This is a genomic window from Actinomadura coerulea, from assembly GCF_014208105.1.
In the GTDB taxonomy this organism is placed as follows: domain Bacteria; phylum Actinomycetota; class Actinomycetes; order Streptosporangiales; family Streptosporangiaceae; genus Spirillospora; species Spirillospora coerulea.
Window position 1 is genome coordinate 1,884,091 of the sequence record NZ_JACHMQ010000001.1, and the last position, 15,174, is coordinate 1,899,264.

At 74.7% G+C, this 15,174-nt stretch carries 12 protein-coding genes and 2 riboswitches; of the genes, 9 read left to right on the forward strand and 3 right to left on the reverse strand.

The features are described 5' to 3' along the window. Window positions 1-65 precede the first annotated feature (65 nt). Together BKA00_RS08650 and BKA00_RS08655 are read right to left on the reverse strand one after the other, a co-directional pair. Window positions 66-1,685, reverse strand: a complete 1,620-nt coding sequence (locus BKA00_RS08650; protein WP_185024420.1) for an ABC transporter ATP-binding protein/permease — start codon at window positions 1,683-1,685, stop codon at window positions 66-68. A 72-nt stretch (window positions 1,686-1,757) separates the two neighbouring features. After that, window positions 1,758-3,098: an aminotransferase-like domain-containing protein gene (locus tag BKA00_RS08655; protein ID WP_185024421.1), complete on the reverse strand. Its 1,341-nt coding sequence runs from the start codon at window positions 3,096-3,098 to the stop codon at window positions 1,758-1,760. Window positions 3,099-3,190: 92 nt separating this feature from the next. Between BKA00_RS08655 and BKA00_RS08660 the strand changes: the two genes are divergently transcribed. The 8 genes from BKA00_RS08660 (at window position 3,191) to BKA00_RS08695 (ending at window position 9,131) form a co-directional block, all read left to right on the forward strand. Then, complete coding sequence (locus BKA00_RS08660; RefSeq protein WP_185024422.1) at window positions 3,191-3,826, forward strand: LysE family translocator; 636 nt, start codon at window positions 3,191-3,193, stop codon at window positions 3,824-3,826. A 72-nt stretch (window positions 3,827-3,898) separates the two neighbouring features. Continuing rightward, window positions 3,899-4,819 carry a DUF881 domain-containing protein gene (locus BKA00_RS08665; protein WP_185024423.1) on the forward strand — a complete coding sequence of 307 codons (921 nt, stop codon included), beginning with the start codon at window positions 3,899-3,901 and terminating at the stop codon, window positions 4,817-4,819. Between the two features lie 22 nt (window positions 4,820-4,841). Then, complete coding sequence (locus tag BKA00_RS08670) at window positions 4,842-5,174, forward strand: small basic family protein (RefSeq protein ID WP_179834833.1); 333 nt, start codon at window positions 4,842-4,844, stop codon at window positions 5,172-5,174. A gap of 143 nt (window positions 5,175-5,317) precedes the next feature. Beyond that, window positions 5,318-5,989 carry a DUF881 domain-containing protein gene (locus BKA00_RS08675; RefSeq protein WP_185024424.1) on the forward strand — a complete coding sequence of 224 codons (672 nt, stop codon included), beginning with the start codon at window positions 5,318-5,320 and terminating at the stop codon, window positions 5,987-5,989. A gap of 306 nt (window positions 5,990-6,295) precedes the next feature. Continuing rightward, window positions 6,296-6,826: an FHA domain-containing protein gene (locus BKA00_RS08680; RefSeq protein WP_089315636.1), complete on the forward strand. Its 531-nt coding sequence runs from the start codon at window positions 6,296-6,298 to the stop codon at window positions 6,824-6,826. 37 nt (window positions 6,827-6,863) lie between these two features. After that, on the forward strand, window positions 6,864-7,595 hold the full coding sequence (gene ftsR / locus BKA00_RS08685; RefSeq protein WP_221493069.1) for a transcriptional regulator FtsR: 732 nt from the start codon (window positions 6,864-6,866) through the stop codon (window positions 7,593-7,595). A gap of 142 nt (window positions 7,596-7,737) precedes the next feature. After that, on the forward strand, window positions 7,738-8,208 hold the full coding sequence (locus tag BKA00_RS08690; protein ID WP_067886188.1) for a bifunctional nuclease family protein: 471 nt from the start codon (window positions 7,738-7,740) through the stop codon (window positions 8,206-8,208). Window positions 8,209-8,525: 317 nt separating this feature from the next. Further along, the gene (locus BKA00_RS08695) at window positions 8,526-9,131 is read left to right on the forward strand and encodes a MerR family transcriptional regulator (protein WP_185024426.1); all 606 of its coding nucleotides are present in this window, start codon (window positions 8,526-8,528) and stop codon (window positions 9,129-9,131) included. Between the two features lie 9 nt (window positions 9,132-9,140). Here the strand turns inward: BKA00_RS08695 and BKA00_RS08700 are convergent, their stop codons facing one another. Next, window positions 9,141-11,615, reverse strand: coding sequence for a lysylphosphatidylglycerol synthase transmembrane domain-containing protein (locus BKA00_RS08700; RefSeq protein ID WP_230299101.1), 2,475 nt, complete (start codon window positions 11,613-11,615; stop codon window positions 9,141-9,143). A 271-nt stretch (window positions 11,616-11,886) separates the two neighbouring features. Beyond that, a riboswitch (glycine riboswitch) is annotated at window positions 11,887-11,981 on the forward strand. Beyond that, a riboswitch (glycine riboswitch) is annotated at window positions 11,982-12,093 on the forward strand. A 57-nt stretch (window positions 12,094-12,150) separates the two neighbouring features. Between BKA00_RS08700 and gcvP the strand changes: the two genes are divergently transcribed. Beyond that, a complete protein-coding gene (gene gcvP, locus BKA00_RS08705; protein WP_185024428.1) occupies window positions 12,151-15,021 on the forward strand; it encodes an aminomethyl-transferring glycine dehydrogenase in 2,871 nt (956 codons plus the stop codon). Window positions 15,022-15,174 lie beyond the last annotated feature (153 nt).

Sequence of the window (15,174 nt, forward strand, 5' to 3'; positions counted from 1 at the left end):
ACGGAATCGCCGGAGGTGATGCAAGAGCGCCGTGGTGTCCTTAAATGGCCTATGGGGAAGGGGTTTCATGTCCTTCGGGTGAGGACCAGGCAGGTCCCCGCGAGGAACAGCACCGTGAACCCGCCGAGCAGTGCCCAGTCCACGGCCGGCGACCGCGAGAAAGTGTCGCCGTAGGAGGCGAGCAGGGGCGGCCCCAGCGGCGAGCGCCCGCTCGCCCAGAGCCGCTCCACTCCGAGGCTGTGCCCGAGCCCCTCGAAGGCCCACCGGTTGGACATGGCGCAACTGAGCCACCGTCCAGGCGCTGCCATCACCGGGACGGGCAGGATCGCGCCCACGAACAGCACCTGCGGGAAGCAGAGCATCGGCAGAGCCATCGTGGCCTGGGCAGGGTCGGTGACCGCCGCCGACACGAGCAGGCCCAGCGCCAGCGCCGCCAGCGAGCACAGCAGCAGCGTGGTGAACAGCTCCCCGTACGTGCCCCATCCCATCGCGGGCAGCCGGTCCAGGGCCCGCAGGACGCCGAGCATCAGCGCGTCCACCGCGGCCAGCAGCGGCAGCAGGACGGTCGCCTTCGCCAGCACGTAGGGCGCGATCCGCAGCCCGGTGAGCCGCTCCCGCCGCAGCACGGGCAGCTCGTTGCAGATCTGCAGCAGCCCGTACGTCAGGCCGAAGAAGAACCCGCCGAAGGCGATCCAGAACAGGATCATCACCGTCGCCGCGGGGCTGGGGGACTCCGGCGAGAACGCCCCCGGGCGGAACAGGACGGCGAACATCGCCAGCACCATGAGCGGCGACCCGACGAGCACCGCGAGGGTGAGCCGGTTGCGGGTGAGCAGGTCCAGGCTGCGCCGGGTGAGCAGCGCCCACTGCCGGAACGCGCCGACCGACGGGCCGGTCTCCCAGCCGGTCCCCGCCTCCGGTGCCGCCCCGCGCCTCCGCGCGCCGAACCGGCCCGTCCACTCCTGCGGCGCCCCTTCGGCCAGCCGGAGGTAGATGTCCTCGATCCGGTCCGCCCGGAACCGCTCGCGCGCCTCATCCGGTTCGCCGTAGAAGACCAGCCGCCCGTCCTGGGCGAGGACGGCCACCCGGTCGCACACCAGGACGTCCGGCGGATGGTGCGTGGTGATGACCACCGTCGTCCCCGAGTCCGCGAGCCCGCGCAGCAGCCGCATCAGGTCGGCCGAGGTCGCCGGGTCGAGGCCGGAGGTGGGCTCGTCCAGGAAGAACACGCGCGGCCGCGTCAGCATCTCGACCGCGATGCTGGCCCGCTTGCGCTCGCCGCCGCTCAGCGACCCGACGCGCTGCCCGGCCAGATCGGTCAGCGCGAGCGACTCCAGGACGCCGTCCACGGCTCGCTCGGCGTGCTCGGCAGGCGTCCCCGCGGGCAGCCTCAGCCCCGCCGCGTACCGCAGGGTGCGCCGCAGCGGCATCTCCAGGTGGACGATGTCGTCCTGCGGGACGTAGCCCAGCGAGCCCGCGGCCGGGGCGGCCGCGCCGCCGTCGTACCTGACCTCGCCCTCGGCGGGCGGCCGGACGCCCGCGATGGCGTCCAGCAGGGTGGTCTTGCCCGCCCCGCTGCCGCCGATGATCGCCACCAGCTCCCCGGCGCCGATCGACAGCGACACCTCCCGCAGCGTCCGCCGTCCCCCGGCCGCTCGCTGCCCCACCTCGCGGACCTCGATCATCTGTCCTCCCGCCGGGCGACCCCACCACGACGATGAACGATCTTCCGGTGCGCGTCCAGCCGCCGGATCCGGTCAGTCGGGGGCGTCGTCGTCGGGGTCCCCGGCGGCGATCCCGGCGAGCGTCCGCAGGGCGCGGGCGAGGACGTCCGGCGGCGGAGAGGCCAGGCCGAGGCGGACGGCGCGCGGGGCCGCGGCGCCGCCCACGACGAAGGCGGCGGCCGGGGTGACGGCGATGCCGCGCCGGGCGGCCGCCGCCACGAACGTCTCGGCCCGCCACCGCTGGGGCAGCTCCCACCAGCAGAAGTACGAGCAGGGGTCGGACCGGACGGCCGCCCCCTCCAGGCACCGGGCCGCGATCCGCTGGCGGGACGCGGCGTCGGCGCGCTTGGCGCGCACGACCCTCTCGACCGTCCCGTCCGCGATCCAGCCCGCCGCCGCCTCCAGCGCGAACCCCTGCGGGCCCCAGGCGCCGGAGCGCAGCGCGGCGGCGAGGCGCCCGGCGAGCGCGGCGGGCGGCACGGCGAAGCCGAGGCTCAGGCCGGGCGCGAGGCGCTTGGAGAGGCTGTCGACGAGCACGGTGCGATGCGGGGCGTGCGCCGCCAGCGGCTCCGGCCCGCCGCCCGGAAGGAACGCCCAGACCCGGTCCTCCACGGCGTGCAGGCCGAGGCGCTCCAGCGCGCCGGCCAGCTCGGCGCGGCGCTCCCGCGGCATCGTGGTCCCGCTGGGGTTGTGCAGCGTCGGCTGGACGTAGACGGCGGCGAGCGGGGCGGCGCGATGGGCCTCGGCGAGCGCGTCCGGGCGCAGCCCGTGCCCGTCCATCGCGACCGGGACCGGCGTCACGCCGAGCCGGGCCGCGATCCCCTTGATCACCGGATAGGTGAGCGCCTCGACGCCGAGCCGGCCGCCCGCGGGCACGAGCGCCGCCACGGCGCCCGCGACGGCCTGCCGGCCGTTCCCGGCGAACAGCACCTCGGAGGGGTCGGGCCGCAGGCCGGGCGAGGCCAGCAGCTCCGCCGCGGCCTCGCGGGCGGCGGCGGTCCCCGCGACCCCCGCCGGCCCGAGCGCGGCGGCCAGGACGTCCGGGCGGCGCACGCGCTCCAGCCCCTCGGCGAGCAGGGCGCCCAGCCCGGGGGGCACGGGATGGTTCAGCTCCAGGTCGACGCGCGCCGCGGCGGGCTCGGTGAGCGCGGGCCCCGGCGGGCGCTCGGCCGCGCGGACGAAGGTCCCGCGTCCGACCTCGCCCACCACCAGGCCGCGCCTGGCCAGCTCCCGGTACACGCGGTTCGCCGTGGAGCCCGCGATGCCGCGGCGGCGGGCGAAGGCGCGCTGCGGCGGCAGCCGCTCGCCCGGGCGCAGCCGTCCCGCCGCGATGTCGGCGGCCAGCTCGTCCGCGACCCGCCGGAAATCGTCCATGCGTCCACCATATTGCACCGAGCGCAATTCTGCTATTGCACCGAGAAGGCTCGACTTCTACTCTTGGAGAACTTCGAGTCGTCTGGAGCGCAATGATCTCGTACGGGGCCGTCGCGGCCATCGCCCTGTTCGCCCTCGGCCTCGTCCTCACCCCGGGGCCCAACATGATCTACCTGGTGTCGCGGTCGGTGACGCAGGGCCGCCGCGCCGGGATGATCTCGCTCTGCGGCGTCGCCGCGGGCTTCCTCGTCTACGTCGCGGCCGCCACCGCGGGCCTCACCACGGTCTTCACGCTCGTGCCGCCGCTCTACACGGCGATCAAGCTGGCCGGCGCCTGCTACCTGCTGTGGCTGGCGTGGCGGACGCTGCGGCCGGGCGGCGCCACCGCCTTCGAGCCCGCGGACCTGCCCGCCGACCCGCCGCGCCGGCTGTTCGCCATGGGGCTGGTCACCAACCTGCTCAACCCCAAGATCGCCGTCCTGTACGTGTCGCTGCTCCCGCAGTTCGCCGACCCCGAACGCGGCCACGTCGCCGGCCAGATCCTGCTGCTGGGCGCCGTCCAGATCGTGATCGCCGTCACCGTCAACGCCCTCATCGTGCTCGGCGCCGGCACCATCGCGGCCTTCCTCGCGCGCAGGCCCGGCTGGCGGCGCGCCCAGCGCTACCTGATGGGCTCGGTGCTGGCGGCCCTCGCCGTCCACATCGGCCTGCGCCCCGCGACCGCCTGACCCGGCCGGCCCAGCGCCGCCCGCCGGGGACGCGGCCCGCGCCGTGGCACCGGACCTTGCCATGATGGGCCGGTGACCGCACGCGAGGACGAGCCCGCCGGCCGGGAGCCGGACGGGCGGCCCGAGGGCCGGGAGCGGCCGCCGGGCCGGCGCCCCGACGCCTCCATGTCCCTGCTCGCCGACCTGTTCGCGGGCAGGCGCCTCGACCCGGGCTACGCCGAGGCCGCGGCGCGCCGGGCCGCCTCCGGCGGGGCCGGGAGCCGGCCGGGCCGGCTCCGGGGCGCGGGCGTGCCGCTCGTGCTCGCCCTCACCGGAGCCCTGGCCGCCGTCGCCGGCGTCGAGGTGCACCGCAGCGAGCCGGTCGCCGCCGAGCGGCACTCCGGGCTCGTCGACCAGATCCACGCCCGCACGTCCGAGGCCGACGCCCTGCAGCACCGGCTCGACCGGCTGCGGGCCGACACCGAGCGGCGCAGGGCCGGCGCGCTCGCCCGCAGCGCCGAGGGCCGCCGCGTCCGGCGGGAGGTGGCCGCGGCGGGCGCCGCGGCGGCCGCCGTCCCGGTCGAGGGCGAGGGCCTCGTGGTCACCCTGGACGACGCCCCGCGCGGCGCCCGGGGCGCACCGGGCCGCGCCGCCGACGCCCGGGTCTATGATCAGGATCTCCAGGTCCTGGTGAACGGGCTGTGGGCGGCGGGCGCGCGGGCCATCGGCGTCAACGGCCGGCGGCTCACCCCGACCACCGCGATCCGCGCCGCCGGCGAGGCGATCATGGTCGACTACCGGCCGCTCGGCGGGCCCTACGAGGTCACGGCGCTCGGCGACCCCGGGCGGCTGCGGGCCGCCTTCGCCGGCTCGCCCGCGGACCGGCGGCTCGCGGCGCTGCGCGACCGGTTCGGGATCAGGTACGGCACGCGCCGCTCGGACGAGGTGCGGCTGCCCGCCGGGGGCGCCGCCCGGCTGCGGTACGCCGTCCCCGGCGAGGGGGGCGGCCGGTGAGCGGGGGAGGGGTGGCCCGGGGATGATCGCGCTGATCGGGCTCGTGGTCGGCGTCACGCTGGGCTTCCTGATCCAGCCGGACGTCCCGCTCTGGCTCCAGCCCTACCTCCCGATCGCGATCGTGGCGGCGCTCGACGCCATGTTCGGCGGCGTCCGGGCCCGGCTGGAGGGGATCTTCGACGAGAAGGTCTTCACGGTCTCCTTCGTCAGCAACACCGTCATCGCCGCGCTGATCGTCTTCCTCGGGGACAAGCTCGGCGTCGGATCGCAGCTGTCCACCGGCGTCGTGGTCGTCCTCGGCATCCGGATCTTCTCCAACGCGGCGGCCATCCGGCGGAAGCTGTTCGGCGCGTGAGCGGCGGCGAGGCCACGCGGCGCGACGAGGCAGCACCGGAGGACGGGCGGGCCCGGGAGGAAGAGCGGGGTCCCGGGGAAGAGCGGGGTGCTGAGGAAGAACGGGGTGCTGAGGACGAGCGCGTCCCGCCGGCGCCCGGAGGCATGCGCGCCCTCGCCCAGCTGCTGCGCCCGCGGATCAGCCCCGGACAGCTCGTCGGCGGGCTGCTGTGCCTCGTGCTGGGGTTCGCGGTCGCCGCCCAGGTGCGCTCGACCGAGCGCGACACCACGTTCGCCACCGCGCGGCAGGACGAACTCGTCGGCATCCTCGCGGACCTGGGCCAGCGCTCCGAACGGCTGAGGGGCGACCTGCGGGACCTGGAGGAGACGAAGGCCGGGCTGGAGCGCGACGCCGAGGGCGGGACGGCCCTGGAGGAGGCGCGCGAGCGGGCGACCACCTACGGCCTGCTGGCGGGCACCCTCCCCGCCGAGGGCCCCGGGATCGAACTGCGCATCGACGACCCCGGCCGCGGCGTGAAGGCCCTGAACCTGCTGGACGCCCTGGAGGAGCTCCGCGACGCGGGCGCCGAGGTCATCCAGGTCGGAGACGTGCGCGTCGGCGTCGACACCCACTTCCTGGACGACCGCGACGGCGTCCGCGCGGACGGCAGGCTCCTCACCGCCCCGTACCGGTTCCTGGCCATCGGCGACCCGCACACGATGACGACGGCGCTCAACATCCCGGGGGGCCTCGTCCGCACGCTGGAGGGCGCCGGGGCCCGCGTACTGATCACCCGGCGCGCGAAGGTGGCCGTCGGCGCGGTACGGTCTCCCTAGAGGGGACGGGGGACGGTAGACCGGACACCGGGCCGGGACGCCGCGATCGCGTCGGTCCGCGCGGCGTCATGGACCTGCGATCATCGGCGAATGTAGTTTGGTGCGGCCGGTTCACCGTTCCGGTTGACCCCTCGGGTGATACCCGCGTAAGTTGCGGCGACCGTCGCGTGAGCGGGCGGTGAGTTGGACCGTTGCCGGGGCGGATCCCCGGCGTGGGTTGGGTGATGGATGCGCGTGGCGCAGGCGGCCCCCGCTGAGGCGGGCGGGCGCGGGCGGCACGCCGATGGTAGGAGGCCGAGCCGATCGATGCCGAGCGTCTACTGCACGCAGTGCGGTCACGCCAACCCGGATGATGCCCGCTTCTGCTCGAACTGCGGCACTCCGCTGAGGAGTTCCGCGCCGCCGCCTCCCCGCGAGTCGCCGGGCGAGTCCACGTCCACGATCTCCATCGGGGGATTCGAGGCGCTGGACACCGACGCCGGCGCCGAGGAGCCGGCCGGGCCCGACCAGATGGCGATGGAGGCGCTCCCGCCGGGTACCGCGCTGCTCGTCGTCAAGCGGGGGCCCAACGCCGGCAGCCGCTTCCTGCTCGACAAGGACCGCACGTCCGCGGGGCGCCACCCCGAAAGCGACATCTTCCTGGACGACGTCACCGTCTCCCGCCGGCACGCCGAGTTCGCCCGGCAGGGCGGGGTGTTCTCCGTCCGCGACACCGGCAGCCTCAACGGCACCTACGTCAACCGGCAGCGGATCGACCAGGCCGGGCTGTCGGGCGGCGACGAGGTCCAGATCGGCAAGTTCCGGCTGGTGTTCCTGACCAACCCGGCCCACGGCTGACGGAGCGGCGAGGTCGCGGCGAACGATGGGAGGGCCCTTGAGCGCGGAGCCGGCCCGGTCCCCGATGACCATCGGGGACGTCCTCGGGCTGCTCAGACCTGAGTTCCCCGACATCACCATCTCCAAGATCCGCTTTCTGGAGTCCGAGGGGCTCGTCGAGCCGGAGCGCAGCCCCTCCGGCTACCGCAAGTTCGGCGAGGCCGACGTCGAGCGCCTGCGGTACGTCCTCACCGCGCAGCGCGACCACTACCTGCCGCTGCGCGTCATCCGGCAGCACCTGGAGGCGCGCGACCGCGGCGAGAGCGTCCCGCCGCCCGGCGCGCGCCGGCCCGGCCCCGCCGAGCCGGACCGGCGGCGCCCCCGCACGCTCGTGGCCGCCGACACCACCGCGCCGGAGCCCGCCGTGCGGCTCACCCGCCGCCAGCTGCTGGACGGCGCCGGGATCGACGAGGCCCTCCTCGCCCGCCTGGAGGAGTACGGCCTGGTCCGCCGGATCGGCGCGCACTACGAGGGCGAGGCGCTGAACATCGCGCGCGTGGCCGCCGCGCTCGGAGAGTTCGGCTTCGAGGTCCGGCACCTGCGCGCCGTCAAGGCCGCCGCCGACCGGCAGGTCGGCCTGATCGAGCAGATGGTCGCGCCGCAGCTGCGCCGCCGCAGCAGCGGCGCGCACGAACAGGCCGCCGAGACCGCGCGGGAGATCGCCGCGCTGTCGGTCCGGCTGCACGCCGCGCTGGTCGGCGCGGGTCTGCGCGAGAGCCTCGACCACTGATCACGCGGCCGGTGGAGGATTTTGCCGTACCCCGCGCGCCGCGAGCTGTCCGAGCCTGGGTGTACGTTGGCTACATGGTTCGGTCAGGAATCGATCCGCTGCACGTGGTGATCGAGACAGCGAGAACCAGCAGGGAGCCGCAGTGAAGCAGATGGAGGTCGTCGGCGTCCGGGTCGAGATGCCCTCCAATCAGCCGATCGTCCTGTTGAAGGAGACGGAGGGCGATCGCTACCTGCCCATCTGGATCGGGGCGGTGGAGGCGACCGCGATCGCCTTCGCCCAGCAGGGGGTGCTGCCCGCCCGGCCCCTCACCCACGACCTCTTCCGCGACGTGCTGGACGCCCTGAGCGTCCAGCTCCGCACGGTCAACATCACGGCGCTGCGCGAAGGGATCTTCTTCGCCGACCTCGTCTTCTCCAACGGCGTCGAGGTGAGCGCGCGCCCGTCCGACTCCATCGCCCTCGCCCTGCGCACGGGTGCGACGATCTTCGCCAGCGAGGACGTCCTGGAGGAGGCCGGCGTCGCCATCCCCGACGAGCAGGAGGACGAGGTCGAGAAGTTCCGCGAGTTCCTCGACACGATCTCCCCGGAGGACTTCGGCCGCGCCGGATAGCCTTCCCGCACCCCGGAGTGGGTGATTGCTGTGCCGTATGTCACTCTGGAGTGCGAGTTCATGCCATGGGGCGAATGGTCGCCCATTGCGCCGGACCTGGCGGTTTTTGCGGGGGAACCATCGGGGTATGGACTGCGTGGGTGGCGAAGGTGCGCAGTTTGCCCACGTGAAGCCGGTTCATCCGGGCATGCGACGCGCCGACGATGAACGTTGACCACACCCTGACCGGCACCTACCGTGCTGGTGGAACACCCGTGGTGTAATTCGTCAAACCCCCTTGACGAACCGCTGCGGGATGATAGAAGCCGGAGGTCCGCGTGGCGGTGAGCAGCGGCGAGGGCAAGGCGACCCCCGACAGGCGCGTGGCGTCCCGCCGTGCCGGAGAGCAGGGCCTGCTCTTCGACACCCAGGTGTCGGTGCCGCCGGAGGATGTCGGCTACCGCGGCCCGACGGCGTGCGCCGCGGCGGGGATCACCTACCGCCAGCTCGACTACTGGGCCCGCACGAAGCTGGTGGAGCCCAGCGTGCGGTCGGCGCAGGGGTCCGGCAGCCAGCGGCTGTACAGCTTCCGCGACGTCCTCGTCCTGAAGGTCGTCAAGCGGCTCCTGGACACCGGCGTCTCGCTGCAGCAGATACGCACGGCCGTGTCCCACCTGCGCGACCGCGGCGTCCAGGACCTCGCCCAGATCACCCTGATGAGCGACGGCGTCAGCGTCTACGAGTGCACCTCGCCCGACGAGGTCGTCGACCTCCTCCAGGGCGGCCAGGGCGTGTTCGGCATCGCGCTCGGGCGGGTGTGGCAGGAGGTGGAGGGCAGTCTGGCGGAGCTGCCCGCTGAACGCGCCTCCACCGGCGACGAGGACCCCGCCGGGCACCACCACGACGAACTGGCCGACCGGCGGCGCGCCCGCCGCACCGGCTGAGGCCGCGCCTCAGAGCGCCTCCTTGCGCTGCAGGAAGGCGAACGCCCCCCATCCGGGCAGGACCGGCAGCCACAGCGTCAGGAGCCGGTAGAGCAGCACCGCCGACGTCGCCGTCTCGGCCGTCAGCCCCGAGATCGTCAACGCCAGCGTGAGCGCGCCCTCGACGGCGCCGAGCCCGCCCGGCGTCGGCGCCGCGGACCCCACCGCGTTCGCGGTGAGGAACACCAGCACCACCGTCGTCCACGGCAGCGACCCGCCGAACGCCCGGATGGAGGCGTCCAGGCACAGCGTGAACGCCAGCGTCAGCAGCAGGGTTCCGCCCATCCCGGTGGACAGCTTCCTCGGCGACTGCAGAACGTCCACCAGGCGCGGCACCACGCCCGAGAACATGGCCCTGAGCCGCGAGGCGACCACCCGCCGCACCCGCGGCACCGTCAGCGCGAGCGCAGCGAGCAGCCCCAGCCCCAGCACCGCCAGGACGATCGTCCGGGACGGGGCCAGATCCTGCGTCGCCTTCGCCGTCGAGCCGGTCAGGAACCCGAACAGCACCAGCAGCAGGATGTGGGTGACCATCCCCACGAGCTGGGACGCGCCCACGCTCGCGACGGCCAGGGCGGGCCGGACGCCCGAGCGCTGCAGGTAGCGCGTGTTGACGGCGACGCCGCCCACGGCCGCCGGCGCGACCAGCTTCACGAACGACGCGGCCAGCTGCACCAGGACCGTCCGCCACAGCGGCAGCCGCTCGGGGACGAACCCCATCAGCATGAACGCGGCGGCGACGTAGGTGAGCGCCGCCGCCCCCAGCGCCGCCGCCACCCAGTGCCAGCTCGCCGTGGCCGCCAGGCGGCCGATGTCCAGGCTCGTCACCTGCGGGATGACGATGTACGCCGCGACCGACAGCGCCACGATGCTGACGATGGTCCGGGGCCGGAACCGCTCCAGCTTGGCCGGAGGCGCCTCCGTCTCGGGCTTCAGCCGGACGATCTGCTCCCGGATGCGGGTCAGCAGGTCCTTGTGGCGCCGCAGCGCGGTGCGGGTCGCCCGCGACAGCGCCACCCGCTGGAGCAGCGGCACCGCGCCGCCGAGAGCCTCCTCGCCCAGCACCGGCGCCGCCGTCCGCACCGCCCGCTCCGGCCCCGCGCGCAGCGCCAGCGTCGTGAGCAGCTGCGCGAGGTCCAGGCGCAGCGCCAGGTCGCCGGCCGCCGTCTCCCCGGACCGCAGGTCGGTCAGGTAGGCGAGGCCGTCGTCGCCGACCAGGACCGCCTCGTCCTCCAGCCGCCGGTGCGCGAGCCGCCCCGCCTGAAGGGCCCGGAACTGCCGCCACACGTCCGCCAGCAGCTCGTCGGTGACCTCCCCGTCGGGGACGTCTCCGAGCCTGCGCCCCGGGACGTGCTCGTAGGCCAGCAGCGCCGCCTCGGTGCCGACCTCGCACGTGCCGACGAGCCGAGGCGTCCGGGCGCCGGCGGCGTCCACCGCGTACGCCATGAGCGACTCCAGCTCCAGGGACCGGCGCAGCGACCGCAGCGTCCGCCCCGTCGTGGCGCCGCGCAGGCGCAGCAGCCGCCAGACGCGGTAGAGCAGCCCGGCGGTCTGCTGGTCGCGGTCCAGGACGCGGACCTCCACGTCCCAGTCGCCGTGCGGCCCCCGGCCCGCCGGGAGCCGGGCACCGTACCCGTCCTGCGGGCAGGAGGCGAGGGCGACGCCGTAGCGGCGGGTCTCGTCGGCGTCGTGCGTGCCGTCCAGGCGCGCCCCCCGCCGCGGGTTCAGCCCCAGGCGTTCCAACGCGGCCACCACCGCCGTCCCCGACGGGCGCGGGTTCGGCGTCCCGACGGCGTAGAGGGTGCCGTGGCCGATGGCGCGGCCCAGCAGGTAGGTGGCCGCCAGCGCGGCGACGGAGGCGTAGGACGCGGTCAGCCCCGTCAGCGCCGCCAGCCCGATCATGGTCCAGGTCGCGGCCTGCCAGCGGGCGCGGCCCGCCATCCCGACCGCGCTGACGAACGCGATCACCGGGGCGATGTCGGTGTGCACCGGCGCGGTCTCGGTGCCGCCCCAGATCAGCGAGTCGAGCACGCCGCCCGGCGCGGCCCGCACCACCAGGTCGTCCAGGCCCACCGTGATCCCGAACGCGATCATCGCGGCCAGCAGCGCGATCGCCACGCGCACGCCGTCCTTGTGGAACAGCCGCTCGATCGCGAACGCGATCGGCACGGCCAGCACCCCGAAGCTGGACACCAGCGTCGCCAGCGTCAGCAGCAGCCGCGGCGCGTGCGCGGTGCCCTGCGCGATGTCGGTCTGCAGGCCGTGGGTCGTCTGCTGCGCGATCGACACCAGCAGCATCACCGCCGCCAGTCCCACCACCGAGGCCGCGAACCGGATGGCGTCGGAGGGCCGGCGGATCCGGTACGGCTGGGCGGGCTCGTCGACGGGCGCGCCTGCGGCCGCGCCCTGCGCCGGGCGCACCGCTCCGTCGCGGGTCTGTGTCACGCCGTACCGCCGCCCTGACCATCCGCCATCGTGATCAGCGTCCCAGACCCGGCGGCGCGCCGTCGAGTCGCGGGGCCGCCGCCGGGACGCGCGTCCATCCCGCAGCCTCATCTCCCCGCCCCCGTGCGGCCCGGGACGGTCGCGCCCCAGGTGAGTCAGCACATGGTACTCGCCGGTAGAGCGCCCGCGCCGGAGGACGCGGCCCCTTGCGGCGGACCGGAACGACGCCGCGGACGCGCCTTTGGGTAGGGTTCGACCTAGGACATGCCGTCAACCCTGTGCGGGAGAGACCCCACGCCGCCAGCGTGGGGCGCCGAAGGGGCAACCTCCCCGGAACCTCTCAGGCAAAAGGACCGCACGGGCGAGGCACCTCTGGAAAGCAGGCGTCGGTCCCCGCGCGCGGGGAGGGACGGCTCACCGAAGGGGAAACCCCGCCGCGCGGGTGAAGCTCTCAGGTGCCGATGACAGAGGGGGAGAGGCCGCCGGCCCGCGCCGGCGGCGGACCTGAGCGACCGCAGCAGCCAGGAGGCCCTCCATGACCGCCCAGTTCTTCGCCCCTGTGGCCGCGCCGCAGCATCCCCGGTCGGCGTTCGCCGACCGGCACGTCGGCCCCTCACCGGACGACCAGGCGAGGATGCTGGCCGCAATCGGCTACTCCGGCGCCGAGGCGCTGATCGACCACGCGGTCCCCGCCGCGATCCGCACGTCCCGGCCGCTGGACCTGCCGCCCGCGCTGAGCGAGACCGCCGCGCTGGACCGGCTCCGCGAGATCGCGTCCCGCAACACCGTCCTGACGTCCATGATCGGGCTCGGCTACCACGGGACGACCACCCCCGGCGTGGTCATGCGGAACGTGCTGGAGAACCCGGGCTGGTACACGGCCTACACCCCCTACCAGCCGGAGATCTCGCAGGGACGCCTCGAAGCCCTGCTGAACTTCCAGACGATGGTGGGCGACCTCACCGGGCTGCCCGTCGCGAACGCCTCCATGCTGGACGAGGGCACCGCCGCCGCCGAGGCCATGGCCCTCGCGCACCGCGTCTCCAGGCGCAAGGAGCCCGGGAAGTTCCTCATCGACATCGACGCCCTCCCGCAGACGATCGAGGTCGTCCGGACCCGCGCGATCCCGCTCGGCATCGAGGTCGTCATCGCCGACCTGTCCCGCGGCCTGCCCGACGGCGACTTCTTCGGCGTGCTGCTCCAGTACCCGGGCGCGTCCGGCGCCGTCCGCGACCTCGAGCCCGTCATCGCGCAGGCCCACGAGCGCGGCGCCAAGGCCGTCGTGGCCGCCGACCTGCTGGCGCTGACGCTGCTGCGCCCGCCGGGCGAGTCCGGCGCCGACATCGCGGTGGGCTCCGCGCAGCGGTTCGGCGTCCCCTACGGGTTCGGCGGACCGCACGCCGGCTACATGGCGGTCGCCGAGGGCATCCAGCGCCAGCTCCCCGGGCGGCTCGTCGGCGTGTCCGTCGACGCGGACGGCGCCACCGCCTACCGGCTGGCGCTGCAGACCCGCGAGCAGCACATCCGCCGCGAGAAGGCCACCAGCAACATCTGCACCGCCCAGGTCCTGCTCGCCGTGATGGCGAGCATGTACGCCGTCTACCACGGCCCCGAGGGCCTCGCCGCGATCGCGCAGCGGACCCACCGCCGGGCCGCCGAGATCGCCGCGGGGCTGCGCGCCGGCGGTGTCGAGGTCGTGCACGGCTCGTTCTTCGACACCGTCCTGGCCCGCGTGCCCGGCCGCGCCGCCGAGGTCGTCGCGGCGGCCCGCGAGCGCGGGATCAACCTGCGCCCCGACGGGCCCGACCGCGTCGCGGTCGCCTGCGACGAGACGACGCTCCCCGCGCACGTCACGGCCGTGCTGGAGGCCTTCGGCGCGGCCGCGGCCGACGAGGTCCCCGAGGCGTTCCCGGACGCGCTGCGCCGCGAGAGCCCCTACCTGACCCACCCCGTCTTCCACGCGCACCGCTCCGAGACCGCGATGCTGCGCTACCTGCGCAGGCTCCAGGACAAGGACATCGCGCTCGACCGCTCCATGATCCCGCTCGGCTCCTGCACGATGAAGCTCAACGCCACCGCCGAGATGGAGCCGATCACCTGGCCGCAGTTCGCCGACATCCACCCGTTCGCGCCGCTCGACCAGGCCGCCGGCTACGTCGAGCTGATCGGCGAGCTGGAGGGCTTCCTCGCCGAGATCACCGGGTACGCGAAGGTCTCCGTCCAGCCGAACGCCGGCTCCCAGGGCGAGCTCGCCGGCCTGCTGGCCATCCGCGGCTACCACGCCTCCCGCGGCGAGGAGCACCGCGACGTCTGCCTGATCCCCTCCTCGGCGCACGGCACCAACGCCGCCAGCGCCGTCATGGCCGGGATGCGGGTCGTCGTCGTCACGTGCGACGAGGGCGGCAACATCGACCTCGGCGACCTGCGCGCCAAGCTCGCCCAGCACGGCGGGCGGCTGGCGGCGATCATGGTCACCTACCCGTCCACGCACGGTGTCTTCGAGGAGACGATCACCGAGGTGTGCGCGGCCGTGCACGAGGCCGGCGGCCAGGTCTACGTCGACGGCGCCAACCTCAACGCGCTCGTCGGCCTGGCCCGCCCCGGCGAGTTCGGCTCGGACGTCTCCCACCTCAACCTGCACAAGACGTTCTGCATCCCGCACGGCGGCGGCGGCCCCGGCGTCGGGCCGATCGGCGTCCGCGAGCACCTGGCGCCGTTCCTGCCCAACCACCCGATGCGCGAGGAGGCCGGCCCCGGCACGGGCGTCGGCCCCATCTCCGCCGCCCCGTGGGGCTCGGCCGGCATCCTGCCGATCTCCTGGGCCTACATCGCGATGATGGGCCCGGACGGGCTGCGCGCCGCCACCGAGGGCGCGATCATCGGCGCGAACTACCTCGCCGCCCGCCTCGCCCCGCACTACCCGATCCTCTACACCGGCCGCGAGGGCCTCGTCGCGCACGAGTGCATCGCCGACCTCCGCAAGATCACCAAGGAGACGGGGATCACCGCCGAGGACGTCGCCAAGCGCCTCATCGACTACGGCTTCCACGCCCCGACCCTGTCGTTCCCCGTCGCCGGCACCCTGATGATCGAGCCCACCGAGTCCGAGGACCTCGCCGAGCTCGACCGGTTCTGCGACGCCATGATCGAGATCCGCCGGGAGATCCAGCGCGTCGCCGACGGCGGCTACGACGCCGAGGACAACCCGCTCAAGAACGCCCCCCACACCGCCGCCTGCCTCGTCTCCGACGACTGGAAGCACGCCTACACCCGCGAGGAGGCCGCCTACCCCCTCCCGTCCCTGCGGGAGAACAAGTACTGGCCGCCCGTCCGCCGCATCGACCAGGCCTACGGCGACCGCAACCTCGTCTGCTCCTGCCCGCCCCCCGAGGCGTTCGAGGACTGAGTTGGATTGTGTGGTTGTGGGTCAGGCGCCCGGGGGCGCCTGACCCACAACCACACGTGCGATCGCTGGCATCGCTCCGACTCGCCTTGCGGCTCGCTGCGCGATCAGGTTCTCGCAAGCTCGAACCTGCCTTCGGACGCGATCGCAGTGGCC